The organism is Pseudoalteromonas mucoides, assembly GCF_049257175.1.
Classification (GTDB): Bacteria; Pseudomonadota; Gammaproteobacteria; order Enterobacterales; family Alteromonadaceae; genus Pseudoalteromonas.
This window is the reverse complement of record NZ_JBMMUC010000016.1, coordinates 86,289-101,873: the sequence shown is the minus strand read 5'-3', so window position 1 is coordinate 101,873 and position 15,585 is coordinate 86,289. Positions and strand designations below refer to the sequence as shown.

Here is a 15,585-nt window from a genome sequence, read left to right as displayed (position 1 = left end):
GTTAAACGATGCAGATTTTGCCCAAAATACACCAATAAGTAAAGCCACAGCGGCTATTTTTGTAAATTAAATAGCCAGCCAATCATCACCAACCCTATTTTCGGCAGGCAAAAACTGAGTTTTATAACGCATTTTAGCGCATTCGTCTATTTGATAGCCTAAGTAGACATGTTCTTTATTATACGCTTGCGCGAACTTTATTTGCTCTAAAATCATTAAAGTGCCCACACTGTAATGCTCAAAATCAGGATCAAAAAATGTATAAATAGCAGAAATTGCATTGTCCATACAATCAGTTACAGCAACGCCGACCAAGGTGTCAGCGTGCCATAGTTCAATGAATGTAATAGGCAACCAATGGCAAAATAGAAAACTTTTATATTGCGATTGCTCTGGAGGGTACATAGAGCCATCCTGGTGACGCTCGGTGATGTACTTATTATAGAGTGGGTAATATTCAGCGCGCTCTTGCTCTGAATATTTAACTTCAAAGACCGTTTTTGCTTTATTAAGTTTACGTTTTTGAGATTTAGACGGCAAAAATTTGTTGGCTAACACACGCACCGACTTACACGCACTGCACACAGGGCAGTGTGGTCGGTAAATTTGATCGCCACTTCGGCGAAAGCCTAAGCCAAGTAAGGCTTCAAATTTACTGCTGTTGTAACAGCTGGGATCTAAGATAACCAGTAATTGCTCTTGGCGGTCGCCCAAATAGCTGCAATCAAATTGTTGGCTTAAACCTAAGCGAGCTGGAAGATGATCAGTCATAAATTGCTTTAAGCTCCTGCGCTTGCCACATAGTTGCTGGAATTTTGTAACTTGCTGCTTGTTCAAGTTTAGTTAAAAATTCAGCTCTAGGTACAATTTTTTCACCTAAAGTAACTAAGTAAGGGTTTTCTAGTTGGCAATCAATAAAATGAGCATTGTGGCGTTTAAGCCAATTAACCAACGCCCACATCGCAAGCTTTGAGCAGTTGGTTTGGTAATGGAACATAGACTCGCCACAGAACACTCCAGCTTGCATTATGCCGTACAAACCGCCTACCAGCACATCGTTATCCCATATTTCGACACTGTGAGCCAGAGAGTCTAAATGAGCTTGTTTATAGGCATTGAGCATTTCTTCTGTGATCCAAGTCCCTTCGGCGTCAATACGTTGTTGTTGACATGCTTCAATCACTTCATCAAAAGCGGTATTAATCGTAACAGTCACGGGGTTCTTACGTAAATGCTTACGCAAACTTTTACTGACATGAAAATCAGCAAACTCGATAATGCCACGCTCACTCGGCGACCACCACATAATAGGCTCGTATTCACTAAACCAAGGAAAAACTCCCTGACTGTAAGCGTTTTTTAATCGCGCAACAGATAAACAGCCTCCTACAGCTAGTAACCCATCAGGATCATCTAGCGCATACTGTGGATCAGGGAAAATAAAATGGTCTTGGGATAATTGATAGAGTTGTTTTGTCATAACACCGTTTCTTGTTACTACGCGAGCAGATAAATTGTAACTTGTTGCTTTAAAATCACAAACAACAAATTTTAGGCATAAAAAAAGCGCGTTATAAAAACGCGCTTATTTGAACTACTAACTCAATCGAATTAGCTAACAACTTTCACTGGCACTGCTTGCGTAGCGTCATATTTAGTTGTCATTGCTTCTTCAACCGGTGTAAACGATGTTAGATCAATGCCTTCAACTGCAGACTTATACTCGTCCATAGTCGGGAAGCGACCAAGTACAGTAGAAAGTACTACCAGTGGTGTAGAACCTAGTAGTGATTCACCTTTCTTCTCAGATGTATCAGCTACAACACGGCCTTGGAAAAGACGTGTTGATGTAGCAATAACGGTATCGCCTGGTTCAGCTTTTTCTTGGTTACCCATACATAAGTTACAGCCTGGGCGCTCTAGGTATAAGATGTTCTCATACTTAGTACGTGCCGCTGTTTTAGGTTTAGAGTCATCAAACTCAAAACCAGCATACTTAGCTAGAATATCCCAATCGCCTTCAGCTTTAAGCTCATCAACAATGTTATAGGTTGGTGGCGCAACAACTAATGGCGCTTTAAATTCAATTGAACCGTTTTTCTTTTCTAGGTTACGTAGCATGTGAGCAATAATTTTCATATCGCCTTTGTGAACCATACACGAACCAACAAAGCCTAAATCAACAGGTTTGTCATTGTAGAATGAAACAGGGCGGATCACATCGTGAGTATAACGCTTAGATACATCATCGTTATTTACGTCTGGATCAGCAATCATAGGCTCAACGATTTGGTCTAAATCAACCACAACTTCTGCATGGTATTTAGCGTTGTCATCTGGAGATAGAGCAGGCTCTTCACCAGATTGGATGCCCGCGATACGCTTGTCAGCTAAGTCGATAAGACCTTGCAGTGTTTTCGCTTCGTTTTCCATGCCTTTGTTGATCATGATTTGAATGCGTGATTTAGCCAGTTCAATTGACTTGATCAATGTTTCATCGTTTGAAATACAGATTGACGCTTTCGCTTTCATTTCTGCAGTCCAGTCAGTGAAGGTAAACGCTTGGTCAGCCATTAAAGTACCGATGTGAACTTCAATGATACGGCCTTGGAATACGTTTTCTCCACCAAATTGCTTCAGCATTTGTGCTTGAGTTGCATGTACCACATCACGGAAATCCATGTGCTTAGCCATTGCGCCTTTAAACGTCACTTTAACTGAATCAGGAATTGGCATCGCTGACTCACCCGTAGCTAGGGCAACCGCAACAGTTCCTGAATCGGCACCGAACGCGACACCTTTTGACATACGTGTATGCGAATCACCACCGATGATGATTGCACGGTCGTCAATTGTAATGTCGTTCAATACTTTATGGATAACGTCTGTCATTGCATGGTAAACGCCTTTCGGGTCACGTGCAGTGATAAGACCAAACTTATTCATAAACGCCATTAGCTTTGGAATATTAGCTTGTGCTTTGCTATCCCATACTGACGCTGTATGGCAACCAGACTGGTATGCGCCATCAACAAGTGGTGAAATCGTTGACGCAGCCATCGCTTCAAGTTCTTGAGAAGTCATTGGGCCGGTTGTATCTTGCGAACCAACGATGTTCACTTTAACGCGAACATTTGAACCTGCGTGAAGTGGCGTATCAGATAGTACACCTACCGCATTACGGTTAAAGATTTTTTCAACCGCAGTTAAACCTTGACCTTCATGTGAAATTTCTTTTGAAGGTGCATAAACAAGCGGTGTTTCAATGCCGAGTGTTTCAGCAGCAAATGTTTGTAGTTTTTTACCGAATACAACAGCATAAGAACCGCCAGCTCTCATGAATTCAACTTTTTGCGGTGTGAATGCTGATGAAACATCAACAAGTTCTTTATCACCGTTATAAAGTTTTTTCTCTTTAGTATCGATTGTTAAAACAGTGCCAGTGGCAACAGAGTACGCTTCTTCAAGAACAGCATCACCATTTGCATCAGTCACTGTATTACCGTCAGCATCGACTTTTTTAACCCAGTTTTTAAGGTCAAGACCAATACCACCGGTTACATCAACGGTAGTTAAAAAGATTGGTGCGATACCATTAGTACCTGCAACAACAGGTGCAATGTTGATGAAAGGAACGTAAGGACTTGCTTGTTTACCTGCCCAGAGCGCTACGTTGTTCACACCCGACATACGTGATGAACCAACACCCATTGTGCCTTTTTCAGCAATCAACATTACTTTAGCATTTGGGTGTTTCTTTTGAAGTTCAACAATTTCTTGCTGTGCTTCAGGTGTGATCATACATTGGCCGTGTAATTCACGGTCGGCACGTGAGTGCGCTTGGTTACCTGGAGACAGTAAATCAGTTGAAATGTCGCCTTCACCAGCAATGTAAGTTACTACATCGATTTTTTCTTCGATGTCAGGTAATTTTGTAAAGAACTCAGCTTTTGCAAAGCTCTCTAGTAAATCTTTAGCAATTGCGTTGCCTGCTTCGTATGCCGCTTTTATGCGCGCCATGTCAGCATCGTATAAGAATACTTGTGTTTTAAGAACTTCGGCAGCTTGTGCAGCAATTTTAGCATCTTCGGCCAATGCTAAATCAAGTAGCATTTCAATTGACGGGCCGCCTTTCATGTGTGAAAGAAGCTCAAATGCAAAGTCTGGAGTGATTTCTGCTACCGTTTCTTCACCAAGAATGATTTCTTTTAAAAACTGTGCTTTAACGCCCGCAGCACTGGTTGTTCCTGGTAATGTATTGAAGATAAAGAAATGCAGTGAATCTTTACGGTGCTCGTTATCAGTATCTTTAATTTGAGAAATTAATTCAGATACTAGCTCAGCACTATCGATTGGTTTTGGGTTTAATCCAAGTTCCGTTTTACGGGTTTGGATTTCTTCCATATATTTTGTATACAAACTCATAGAAAACTCTCGGTATTTTACTTGATATGAAGCTGGACATTTTAACTTATTTTACAGTCTTTCGTCATGCCCAAATGAATAAAGCGTTTATGGCCAACTATAATTATAGCTCATTTTACTTGCGTTACTTTGACGGTAATCATTGCACCGTTCAGATCCTACCGTACTTCCACCATTAATTGTATATATAAAATGAATCTTCACTATAAATTTTGTGAATGCTGTTTATTATCACAAGGTAATGGCAATAAATAAACTATCAAAATAACTCGGTAATAAAGTCTTTAGAGCAAGGCACAAAAAAGGGCTGAAAAAATCAGCCCTTCATGCAATTGGTATAAGTGTATAAATTACAGGTTATCTAAAAAGCGTTCTGCATCTAATGCAGCCATACAACCTGTACCTGCAGACGTAATTGCTTGGCGATAAATGTGATCAGATACATCACCGGCTGCAAAGACACCCGGTACGCTAGTTTGAGTTGCGTTACCGTTTAGGCCAGATTCAACAACTAAATAGCCGTCTTTCATTTCAAGTTGGTCAACAAACATGTCAGTATTTGGTTTATGGCCGATAGCGATGAATACACCGGCTAAATCAAGCTCTTCGGTCGCATCTGAATTGGCATCTTTAATACGAATACCTGTCACACCCATTTGGTCGCCAAGTACTTCGTCTAATGTGCGGTTATAATGTAGCACCACGTTACCGTTTGCTGCTTTTTCTGCTAAACGGTCAGCCAAGATTTTTTCACTACGGAAACTATCACGACGATGGATAACATGTACTTCATCCGCAATGTTTGATAAATAAAGCGCTTCTTCAACGGCTGTATTACCACCGCCAACGACCGCTACTTTTTGGCCTTTATAGAAAAAGCCATCACAGGTAGCACATGCTGAAACACCACGACCTTGGAAGTTTGTCTCAGACTCTAAACCTAAGTATTTAGCAGACGCACCGGTTGCGATGATTAAAGCATCACATGTATATGTGCCTTGATCGCCAGTAAGGGTAAATGGGCGTTTTGATACGTCAACTTTATTTATGTGATCAAACACAATTTCAGTTTCAAAACGCTCTGCGTGTTCTTTCATACGATCCATTAATGCAGGACCAGTTAAACCATGAGCATCGCCAGGCCAGTTTTCAACTTCAGTTGTTGTTGTAAGTTGGCCACCTTGCTGCATACCTGTAATTAATACAGGGTTTAAATTTGCGCGTGCTGCGTATACTGCTGCAGTATAGCCTGCAGGGCCAGAACCTAAAATTAGTAACTTACAATGTTTTGCTTCACTCATGCTTTTTATCCTAAACGTTTTGATAGCGTATTAATGTGCTCGATTTTAAGAGAAACAAGGGGGAAGTAAATAAAACTATCGATTATTTTTTTTAGCAAATCGCAAAGCTGTCAAATATTGTGTACTAGAATGCACAAAATAACCGTTCTGTATGATATATGAACTATCAGACCATTATTAATCTAACTGACACCGTTAATTCATGACCAAGCTCAGTTTTTTTGATATGTTTTAATTAATTTTGATTTGTCCCCCTGTAAAAGGGTGACCTAAGTGAATAGGCAACTATGTTATTTTGGCAGGAAAAACCCGCATTTGGGTTGACTTCAAAAGACGTTAACGTCTTAACCAATGCAAAACAGTACCACACACAATTACTTGCTTTGATCGCAAGCGCACAGACACGTATTTATATTACCGCGCTTTATTTACAAGACGATGAAGCAGGGCGAGAAATACTTGAGGCATTGCATCAAGCATCATTAGCCAAACCAGAACTAGAAGTAAAAGTACTGGTTGATTTTCACCGTGCTCAACGCGGGTTGATTGGCGCTGCAAAATCAGATGGTAACGCCAGCTTATATTGTGAGTATCAACAAAATTATCAATCGAATGTTCAAGTATATGGCGTTCCAGTAAAAGCAAAAGAGCTATTTGGTGTATTACATTTAAAAGGTTTCGTAATAGACGATACCTTGCTTTATAGCGGTGCAAGCTTAAATAATGTGTATTTACAGTATGATGAACGCTATCGCCTGGACCGTTATTTTTTAGTTAAGCAGGCATCATTGTGTAATGCGGTTGTTGATTTTATTGAAGGGCAATTATTAAGCTCTGAAGCGGTTCCGCGCATTGATACACGTCCGCTTACTAAGTTTAATGACATTAAACTCGCACAAAAACAATTGATGCGCTCTTTAAAACAAGCTAGTTACGCTCACGCAGTCGATGAAAATACACAGCCGCTTGGGGTCAGACTGTTTTTAGGTCTAGGTCGTCGCAGTAATGAGCTTAATCGATTGATAAAGTCACTGTTTGACACCACAGAGCAGGAGTTGGTGTTATATACACCTTATTTTAATTTTCCTGCACCGTTAATGCGCTCTTTAAGACGTTTGCTTAAACAAGGCAAGCAAGTCACCATCGTGGTCGGAGATAAAACTGCCAATGACTTCTATCTACCGCCGAGTGAGCCATTTAGTAAAATTGGTGCATTGCCTTATTTATATGAAACGATTTTGCTTAAGTTTTTAAAATCGCAAAAACGTCACATTACCAATGGTAACTTAAATGTCTATTTGTGGAAGCATGACAGCAATTCGTTTCACTTAAAAGGTATCTGCTCTGATCGTAAGTATCATTTACTAAGTGGTCATAATTTAAACCCACGTGCATGGGGCTTAGATATTGAAAACGGCATCTTACTGGAAGATCCTGAGCAATCGCTCATGCCTGCAATTGATAATGAAAAAGCAGAGATCCTAAAACACTGTAGGCGCCTTGATGGGCCAGAAGATTTAGAAACAATGGATAACTATCCGCAAGCGGTGAAGAAATTGTTAGGGCAGGCTAAGCGCGTTAAAGTCGACTTTATAATTAAACGCTTTATCTAACACTAGGGTTTGTTGACAGCAGACTCTAAGGTTTAGATACAAAAAAAGCAGCTAAATTTAGCTGCTTTTTTCATTTATGCGTGTTGCAGATTATGCATTTTCAACAGCAGTACGTGGGTCCACGTATTCCATGTTGAACGCTTCGGCAACTTCTTTGTAAGTAACTTGGCCTTTGATCACGTTTAGACCTTTAAGGAAGTTAGCGTCATCTAATAAAGCTTTCTTATAACCTTTGTTTGCAAGGTTAATGATGAAAGGCAGTGTTGCATTGTTAAGTGCAAACGTAGAAGTACGCGGTACAGCACCTGGCATGTTAGCAACACAGTAGTGCACAACGTCATCAACGATGTAAGTTGGATCAGCGTGAGTGGTTGCTTTAGAAGTTGCGATACAACCACCTTGGTCGATTGCAACGTCAACAATTGCAGCGCCAGGCTTCATTGCTTTGATGTGCTCTGCTGTTACAAGCTTAGGTGCAGCTGCACCTGGGATAAGCACGCCACCGATTACTAAGTCAGCTTCTAACACGTGCTTTTCAAGTGCATCAGCCGTTGAGTAAATCGCTTTAACTTTGTTACCAAACTGTGCGTCTAGTGCACGTAGTACATCGATATTACGGTCAAGTACAACAACGTCAGCACCTAGGCCTACAGCCATTTGTGCAGCGCTACGACCAACCATGCCACCGCCAATTACAACGACTTTAGCTGCCTCAACTCCTGGTACGCCACCTAATAGCATGCCACGGCCGTGGTTTGATTTTTCAAGTGCTTGTGCGCCAGCTTGAATAGACATACGACCAGCTACTTCACTCATAGGAGCAAGAAGTGGTAAACCACCGCGTGAATCAGTGACTGTTTCATAAGCGATACAGATTGATTTGCTCTTAACAAGGTCTTCAGTTTGTGGAAGATCCGGTGCAAGGTGCAGGTAAGTGAAAAGAATTTGGTCTTCACGTAGCATTGCACGCTCAACAGCTTGTGGTTCTTTTACTTTTACAATCATTTCTGCTTTTGCAAATACATCAGCAGCTGTAGGTAAGATTTCAGCACCTGCAAGGGTGTAATCTTCGTTAGTAAAACCAATGCCCATACCTGCATCAGTTTCAACAATCACTTGGTGGCCGTGATTTACTAATTCACGAACACTCGCAGGAACCATACCTACACGGTATTCATGGTTTTTAATTTCTTTAGGTACACCAATAATCATAATCTTTGCCTTGTTGGAACGGGATGAAATTTTTCACTATTATATTCATCATTGGCCAGTGTGTCTCACCTTTTTTAAGTTGCTATCTAGTGATATAATCTAAATATAGAAAATAAACAGTGTAAAAAACTAGTTGGCCAAATGCATGAGTTATTAGACCGAATTGACCGTAAAATATTGATGGAATTACAGCATGATGGCCGTATTTCTAATGTTGAACTGGCCCGACGAGTTGGCCTCAGCGCCACGCCCTGCCTAGAGCGCGTAAAAAAGCTTGAACGAGAAGGTTACATTGTAGGTTATAAAGCAGTAGTTGACCCAGCCAAGTTAGGACAGGGTTTATCTGTATACGTTGAAGTGACGATTACTAAAACATCCCCGGATGTATTTGATGAGTTTAGCGCAGCGGTGAAAAAGCACGATGAAATTATAGAATGTCATTTGGTGTCGGGTAATTTCGATTTTTTACTAAAAACCCGGGTTAATGATATGTCCGAGTATCGAGGGGTATTAGGTGATATTTTATTAAAGCTACCTAATGTCAGTGAAAGCCGTACTTATGTGGTGATGGAAGAAGTAAAAGGCGAACAAGGCGTGATCATTCGTCCTTATATCGCGTAAATCTTAAAAAGCCGTTCATAATCAGGCCATCAAGGTTAAGATAAAGTGCAACAAAAAGTATTTCCTGCTAAGGTATTCCACTGCTAAGTGTGAGAATAAAGAAAAATGAGGAATAGGGAATTATGCGCCTAAACGGTGTACAAAGACTATTAGAAACCGGACTAATCATTAGTAGCTTCGCGGCAATATTTATTTTGTGTGCGTTAATTAGTTTCGATCCTGCCGATCCTGCATGGTCGCAAACAGGTGAATTTAGAAACGTCAATAATATTACCGGCGCCGCAGGGGCTTGGATAGCTGATATTTTACTTCTTACTTTTGGTTGGTTAGCTTATTTAGTGCCCGCCGCGATCCAAGTATTCGGTTATTTATTATTTAAACAACCCCATAAAATTTTTCAGCTTGATTACACCACACTTGCCTTAAGAGTAATTGGATTTGCGCTATTTATTACCTCGGCCACAGCAATTAGCAGCATAAATTTTGATGACATTTATAACTTTTCATCGGGTGGGGTAGTAGGGGATGTGATTGCTGGGGCCATGATGCCAGCGTTTAATTTCACCGGTACATCAATCTTATTACTGTGCTTTTTCTTCGCTGGTCTTACATTACTTACGGGTGTGTCTTGGGTGCAGTTTGTTGACTTCTTGGGTGATTGGGTCGTACGTATTTACAAATACATTGCGGCACAATTTAACAGTTGGTTACACCGTGAACGCGAAGCAACACGCCCAGAAAAACAGAGCAATTTAGACGAACCTTTAGTTGCAGCAGACGCAATTAGTTTTAATGATGAATCAACTAACGAACAACCACCAAAAAGATTTACCGCAGATCAAATGCAGTCGCAACCACAGCATAATGCCTTTGATGAACTCGATGATATTCTTGATCAAGAAATCAACTTTAGCGCCATAGATGATGAGCCAATGGATACCGCTGCTGCATTAAATGCACTGGATCAAAGCCATGTGGCTGAGCCTGAAAAACCAGTAACAACGGTTGTTTCACCAGCGAGACCTATGCCTAAGCCAAAAAGCACCTATCAGCCGCCACCTACAGCGAAAGAAAAGTTTGAGCAGTTATTAGATGAAAAGCCGCCAAGTGCGCCGCTGCCAACCCTTGATTTACTTGACAGGCCAGACAAAGCGAAAAACCCAATTTCACCTGAAGAGCTTGAAGCTGTATCTCGTTTAGTTGAAACCAAATTACTTGATTTTAACGTACAAGCAGCGGTTGTAGGCGTATACCCAGGCCCTGTAGTTACTCGTTTTGAATTAGATTTAGCTCCGGGCATAAAGGTCTCTAAAATTACTGGCCTTGCAAAAGATTTAGCCCGTTCATTATCAGCGGTGAGCGTACGTGTTGTTGAAGTCATCCCAGGTAAAACCTACGTAGGGATTGAGCTGCCAAATAAACACCGTGAAATAGTGCGTTTATCTGAAGTCATTGACGCGCCTAAGTTTGAGCAAAATCCATCACCGCTTACTATGGTGCTAGGTAAAGACATCGCCGGTGAGCCAATTTGTGCCGACTTAGGCAAAATGCCGCATTTACTAGTAGCCGGTACAACGGGCTCAGGTAAGTCAGTGGGCGTTAATGTGATGATATTAAGCTTACTGTATAAATCAGGCCCAGATGATGTACGCATGATCATGATAGATCCGAAAATGTTGGAACTTTCGGTTTACGAAGGTATCCCACATTTATTGTGTGAAGTTGTCACCGACATGAAAGAGGCCGCAAATGCGCTACGTTGGTGTGTGGGCGAGATGGAGCGTCGTTATAAGTTAATGTCAGCGTTAGGTGTACGTAACTTAAAAGGTTATAACCAAAAGGTACTGGAAGCCAAAGAAGCGGGTTATCCAATTTTAGACCCATTATTTAAAGACACCGACGGCATGAAAGAAGGCCCAGATGAGCTTGATAAACTGCCTAGTATCGTTGTAGTGATTGATGAATTTGCCGACATGATGATGATTGTTGGTAAAAAAGTTGAAGAGCTGATTGCACGTATTGCCCAAAAAGCCCGTGCTGCGGGGATTCACTTAGTATTGGCAACACAACGCCCATCGGTTGATGTTATCACCGGTTTAATCAAAGCGAATATACCAACGCGTATGGCGTTTCAGGTATCAAGCAAAATTGACTCACGTACAATTTTGGATCAGCAAGGCGCTGAGAATCTACTGGGTATGGGTGATATGTTGTACTTACCACCAGGGACCAGCGTACCTGTACGTGTACACGGCGCATTTGTAGATGACCACGAAGTACATGCGGTCGTTGATGATTGGAAAAAACGTGGTAAACCAAACTACGTAGATGAAATACTTAACGGCGATGCCACAGAAGAGATATTACTGCCAGGCGAAGCCAGCGAAAACGCGGATGAAGAATCAGATCCGCTTTATGATGAAGCCGTATCATTTGTGATTGAAACCGGCAAAGTGTCGGTTTCAAGTGTACAACGTAAGTTGCGTGTAGGGTATAACCGCGCAGCGCGTTTAGTAGAACAAATGGAGACGTCGGGTATTGTGAGCGCACCAGGACATAATGGTGCTCGCGATGTTTTAGTGCCCAACAGTGGAGCAAATTAAATGAAAAAACTTAAATATTTAGCACTAGCAATAAGTTGTGTTTTATCTACAACAGCAATTGCCAGTGACAGCCAAGCACTACAAGATAAACTTGCCGAGCTAAAAAGTTTTCAAGCGCAGTTTGTACAGCAAGTTAATGACGACCAAGGTGAGTCAATCATGCAAGGGAAGGGCAATATTGCCTTACAACAACCTATGATGATCCGTTGGCAACAAGCCAGCCCAGACGATACCTTGTTTATATCAAATGGTGATAAAACGTATTATTTTGACAGCTTTGCTGAGCAAGTGACTATCATGAATACGCATAGCTTGATTGATTCAACGCCGTTTGTATTATTAACCTCAAAAGACCCAGCGCAGTGGCAAAAGTACCAAGTTAAAGCTACTGACACAGGCTTTAGCGTAACACCAAATAAAGGCGTTGAAAGCCAAGTTGAACAGCTTGATATTGTATTTTCACAAGGCCAAACAGGGCTTGAAAAACTACTGGTTAAAGACAGTTCAGGTCAATCATCTACCTTCACCTTTAGTGATACCAAAGTGAATGAGCAACTAGCTAACGCAACGTTTGAATTTACTATTCCCGAAAACGTTGAAATAGACGACCAAAGCCAAGGCGAATAATTAAAGTGAGTAATTTAGGCTTTAATTTTGGTCCTGATGTGCGCCCTTTAGCTGCGCGCATGCGTCCGACAAACCTTGAGCAGTATATAGGGCAGCAACACCTATTAAGCCAAGATAAACCACTGTACCAGGCGATATTAGCGGGGCGTTGTCATAGCCTTATTTTGTGGGGCCCACCGGGAGTGGGTAAAACCACCCTTGCGCAAATTATAGCGAATCACGCAGACGCCGCCTTGATTCAAATGTCGGCGGTAACGGCAGGTATTAAAGATATTCGTGATGCAGTGAGTGAGGCACGCAATAACCTTGAGGGCCGTGGGCAACGTACTTTATTATTCGTTGATGAAGTACATCGCTTTAACAAATCTCAGCAAGATGCTTTTTTACCGCATATTGAAGATGGCACTTTTATATTTGTTGGCGCCACCACCGAGAACCCATCTTTTGCGTTAAATAACGCGATTTTATCCCGTGCCCGAGTATATGTGCTTAAGTCATTACAAGAAGCTGATTTACATTTAGTTATTGAGCGCGCCCTTAAAAGCGATGATGAACTCAGCACAAAAACCATTACCCTTGCTGATAACGCAAAAAAAGCACTGTGCCAAGCAAGCGATGGTGACGCCCGTAAAGTGCTTAATTTACTCGAACAAGCTATTGATTTAACCACACAGAGCAACGGTCAATACTTAGTGGATGAACACGTATTGAGCCAAGTACTGCCAACACATTTAGCCAAATATGACAAAGGCGGTGATGAGTTTTACGATTTGATCTCCGCGTTTCATAAGTCAGTGCGCGGTAGTTCTCCAGATGGTGCTTTATATTGGTATTGTAGAATACTGGCTGGTGGCGGCGATCCGCTTTATGTGGCAAGACGATTATTAGCCATTGCCACAGAAGACATCGGTAACGCAGATCCACGCGCAATGGAAGTTGCGCTTAATGCATGGGATATTTTTCAGCGCGTAGGGCCAAGCGAAGGCGAACGGGCGATTGCTCAAGCTACTTTGTATTTAGCCAGCGCACCAAAAAGTAATGCCGTTTATGCTGCCTTTAATCAAGCCAAAGCGGATGCGCAAAATGCACCCAGTTACCCTGTGCCCGAGCATTTACGTAATGCACCTACAAATTTAATGAAAGATTTAGGTTATGGCGCAGAATATCGTTATGCGCATAATGAAGACGGCGCTTTTGCAGCCGGAGAAAATTACTTTCCTGAGCAAATTGCCGACACCCAATATTATTTTCCAACAGAGCGCGGGCTTGAGCAAAAAATTAAGCAAAAGCTTGATTACCTCAAAGAGCGTGATCAGCAAAGTGACATAAAACGCTATGACAACACTTAAACTCTATCTCATGATTGCAGCGGGTGGGGCATCTGGAGCTTGTTTACGCTTTTTTATTAGCGAAACCATGCTAAAACTGCTGGGTAGGGGATTCCCTTTTGGCACGTTGACGGTTAATATTCTGGGTTCATTGTTGATGGGCGTATTATACGGTTTGATAGAGCGCGAAATTATCACCGTCAGCCCCGCTAAATCCCTTATCGGAATTGGCTTTTTAGGTGCTTTGACCACCTTTTCGACATTCTCAATGGATTCGTTGTTGCTATTGCAACAAGGCCACTTTTTAAAAATGGCCCTCAATATCGTCTTAAACGTGACGGTGTGTATTTTTATGGCTTGGCTGGGCCTTCAGCTGGTAATGCAAAAAGGTTAAAAAACTAACATGTTAGATTCTAAATTATTACGTCAAGATATCGAACAAACAGCAGCGCGCCTAGCAGCACGTGGCTACGAGCTTGATACAGCGACTGTCAGCGCACTTGAAGAAAAACGCAAAACACTGCAAGTAAAAACACAAGAACTACAAAGTGAGCGTAACAGCCGCTCCAAAGCGATTGGCCAAGCAAAAGCAAAAGGCGAAGACGCACAACCACTACTTGATGCAGTAAGCAGCCTAGGAGCTGAGCTTGAAAGTGTTAAAGCTGAGCAAGATGAAATACTAGAGCAGCTTAAGAAAATCTCTTTAGCGATTCCTAATTTACCTGATGAATCAGTACCAGCTGGTGCGGACGAGTCTGAAAATGTTGAAATTTCAACATGGGGTGAGCCAAAGAAATATGATTTTGAAGTTAAAGATCACGTTGATTTAGGCCAAGACCTAAACGGCCTAGATTTTGAAATGGGTGTTAAAATTACTGGTTCTCGCTTTACTGTTATGCGCGGCGCAACTGCACGTATGCACCGTGCGCTAGTACAATTTATGCTAGACACCCACACGGATAAAAACGGCTATACAGAAATGTACGTGCCGTACTTAGTTAATCGCGACAGCCTATACGGCACAGGTCAGTTACCTAAATTCGCTGAAGACTTATTCCACACTAAAGGGCTAGTAAATGATGACGGCGAAGAACAAGAAGGCTTTAGCTTAATCCCAACAGCAGAAGTCCCGCTTACTAATAGCGCCCGTGATGAAATTTACGACGAAAAAGACTTACCTATTCGTTTAACTGCGCACACGCCGTGCTTTAGAAGTGAAGCGGGTAGTTATGGCCGTGATACGCGTGGTCTTATCCGTCAACACCAGTTTGATAAAGTAGAGCTTGTACAATTAGTAAAACCTGAAGATTCAATGCAAGCACTTGAAGAGTTAACAGGCCATGCTGAGCAAATCTTACAAGCATTAGAATTACCGTACCGTAAAGTGATTTTATGTATGGGTGACATGGGCTTTGGCTCTGCCAAAACATACGATTTAGAAGTATGGTTACCTGCACAAGACACGTACCGTGAAATTTCATCTTGCTCTAACATGGTTGATTTTCAAGCACGCCGTATGCAAGCACGCTTTCGCCGCAATGGTGAGAAAAAGCCAGAGTTATTGCACACATTAAACGGCTCAGGTTTAGCCGTTGGCCGTACGCTAGTAGCAATACTTGAAAACTACCAACAAGCCGACGGCTCAGTTATTGTGCCAGAAGTATTACGCCCGTACATGGGTGGGCTTGAAGTGATTAAATAAGCTTTTAGAGCTTTAATATGAGAAGCCGCTGTTTGTAACGAACAGCGGCTTTTTTGTTAACTAGGGTTAGTTAGCGAGTTGTGAGATTAACTCGGTATTAAATTTATTACGTAGGAATAGGCTTTAGTCATGATGTGCTTATGTTCACATAAA

The 15,585-nt window shown here is 41.8% G+C and carries 12 protein-coding genes; 7 read left to right on the top strand and 5 right to left on the bottom strand.

Going from position 1 to position 15,585, the window contains the following annotated elements; all coding sequences use genetic code 11:
• Positions 1-66: 66 nt before the first annotated feature.
• From AAEU30_RS17000 to trxB, 4 genes are all read right to left on the bottom strand, one after another.
• Entirely contained in the window at positions 67-771 is a 705-nt protein-coding gene (locus AAEU30_RS17000; RefSeq protein WP_421961540.1) for an arginyltransferase, read from the bottom strand.
• Positions 764-1,480, bottom strand: coding sequence for a leucyl/phenylalanyl-tRNA--protein transferase (gene aat / locus AAEU30_RS16995; RefSeq protein WP_421961539.1), 717 nt, complete (start codon positions 1,478-1,480; stop codon positions 764-766). The genes AAEU30_RS17000 and aat overlap by 8 nt, the downstream gene beginning before the upstream one ends.
• 131 nt (positions 1,481-1,611) lie before the next feature.
• On the bottom strand, positions 1,612-4,425 hold the full coding sequence (locus AAEU30_RS16990) for a bifunctional aconitate hydratase 2/2-methylisocitrate dehydratase (protein WP_421961538.1): 2,814 nt from the start codon (positions 4,423-4,425) through the stop codon (positions 1,612-1,614).
• Positions 4,426-4,775: 350 nt separating this feature from the next.
• Positions 4,776-5,726, bottom strand: coding sequence for a thioredoxin-disulfide reductase (trxB, locus tag AAEU30_RS16985; RefSeq protein ID WP_087533738.1), 951 nt, complete (start codon positions 5,724-5,726; stop codon positions 4,776-4,778).
• Between the two features lie 287 nt (positions 5,727-6,013).
• Between trxB and pssA the strand changes: the two genes are divergently transcribed.
• Positions 6,014-7,339, top strand: coding sequence for a CDP-diacylglycerol--serine O-phosphatidyltransferase (gene pssA / locus AAEU30_RS16980; protein ID WP_421961537.1), 1,326 nt, complete (start codon positions 6,014-6,016; stop codon positions 7,337-7,339).
• Between the two features lie 90 nt (positions 7,340-7,429).
• Here pssA and ald read toward each other — a convergent pair whose 3' ends face one another.
• Positions 7,430-8,551, bottom strand: coding sequence for an alanine dehydrogenase (gene ald, locus AAEU30_RS16975; RefSeq protein WP_421961536.1), 1,122 nt, complete (start codon positions 8,549-8,551; stop codon positions 7,430-7,432).
• Positions 8,552-8,692: 141 nt separating this feature from the next.
• On the opposite strand from ald, the gene lrp reads away from it, so the two are divergent.
• The 6 genes from lrp (at position 8,693) to serS (ending at position 15,432) form a co-directional block, all read left to right on the top strand.
• The gene (gene lrp, locus AAEU30_RS16970; RefSeq protein ID WP_058558927.1) at positions 8,693-9,172 is read left to right on the top strand and encodes a leucine-responsive transcriptional regulator Lrp; all 480 of its coding nucleotides are present in this window, start codon (positions 8,693-8,695) and stop codon (positions 9,170-9,172) included.
• A 122-nt stretch (positions 9,173-9,294) separates the two neighbouring features.
• Entirely contained in the window at positions 9,295-11,775 is a 2,481-nt protein-coding gene (locus AAEU30_RS16965) for a DNA translocase FtsK (RefSeq protein WP_421961535.1), read from the top strand.
• Positions 11,776-12,402: an outer membrane lipoprotein periplasmic chaperone LolA gene (gene lolA / locus AAEU30_RS16960; RefSeq protein ID WP_421961534.1), complete on the top strand. Its 627-nt coding sequence runs from the start codon at positions 11,776-11,778 to the stop codon at positions 12,400-12,402.
• Between the two features lie 5 nt (positions 12,403-12,407).
• Complete coding sequence (locus AAEU30_RS16955; protein ID WP_421961533.1) at positions 12,408-13,751, top strand: replication-associated recombination protein A; 1,344 nt, start codon at positions 12,408-12,410, stop codon at positions 13,749-13,751.
• Positions 13,738-14,124, top strand: coding sequence for a fluoride efflux transporter CrcB (gene crcB / locus AAEU30_RS16950; protein WP_421961532.1), 387 nt, complete (start codon positions 13,738-13,740; stop codon positions 14,122-14,124). Before AAEU30_RS16955 ends, crcB begins: the two co-directional genes overlap by 14 nt.
• Positions 14,125-14,133: 9 nt before the next feature.
• A complete protein-coding gene (serS, locus tag AAEU30_RS16945) occupies positions 14,134-15,432 on the top strand; it encodes a serine--tRNA ligase (RefSeq protein ID WP_421961531.1) in 1,299 nt (432 codons plus the stop codon).
• Positions 15,433-15,585 lie beyond the last annotated feature (153 nt).

What these genes read in the sequence shown, in the direction of transcription:
- lrp (WP_058558927.1), top strand. Translation starts at nt 8,693, where the DNA reads ATGCATGAGTTATTAGACCGAATTGACCGTAAAATATTGATGGAATTA.
- AAEU30_RS17000 (WP_421961540.1), bottom strand. Translation starts at nt 771, where the DNA reads ATGACTGATCATCTTCCAGCTCGCTTAGGTTTAAGCCAACAATTTGAT.
- pssA (WP_421961537.1), top strand. Translation starts at nt 6,014, where the DNA reads ATGTTATTTTGGCAGGAAAAACCCGCATTTGGGTTGACTTCAAAAGAC.
- AAEU30_RS16965 (WP_421961535.1), top strand. Translation starts at nt 9,295, where the DNA reads ATGCGCCTAAACGGTGTACAAAGACTATTAGAAACCGGACTAATCATT.
- ald (WP_421961536.1), bottom strand. Translation starts at nt 8,551, where the DNA reads ATGATTATTGGTGTACCTAAAGAAATTAAAAACCATGAATACCGTGTA.
- crcB (WP_421961532.1), top strand. Translation starts at nt 13,738, where the DNA reads ATGACAACACTTAAACTCTATCTCATGATTGCAGCGGGTGGGGCATCT.
- serS (WP_421961531.1), top strand. Translation starts at nt 14,134, where the DNA reads ATGTTAGATTCTAAATTATTACGTCAAGATATCGAACAAACAGCAGCG.
- aat (WP_421961539.1), bottom strand. Translation starts at nt 1,480, where the DNA reads ATGACAAAACAACTCTATCAATTATCCCAAGACCATTTTATTTTCCCT.
- lolA (WP_421961534.1), top strand. Translation starts at nt 11,776, where the DNA reads ATGAAAAAACTTAAATATTTAGCACTAGCAATAAGTTGTGTTTTATCT.
- trxB (WP_087533738.1), bottom strand. Translation starts at nt 5,726, where the DNA reads ATGAGTGAAGCAAAACATTGTAAGTTACTAATTTTAGGTTCTGGCCCT.
- AAEU30_RS16990 (WP_421961538.1), bottom strand. Translation starts at nt 4,425, where the DNA reads ATGAGTTTGTATACAAAATATATGGAAGAAATCCAAACCCGTAAAACG.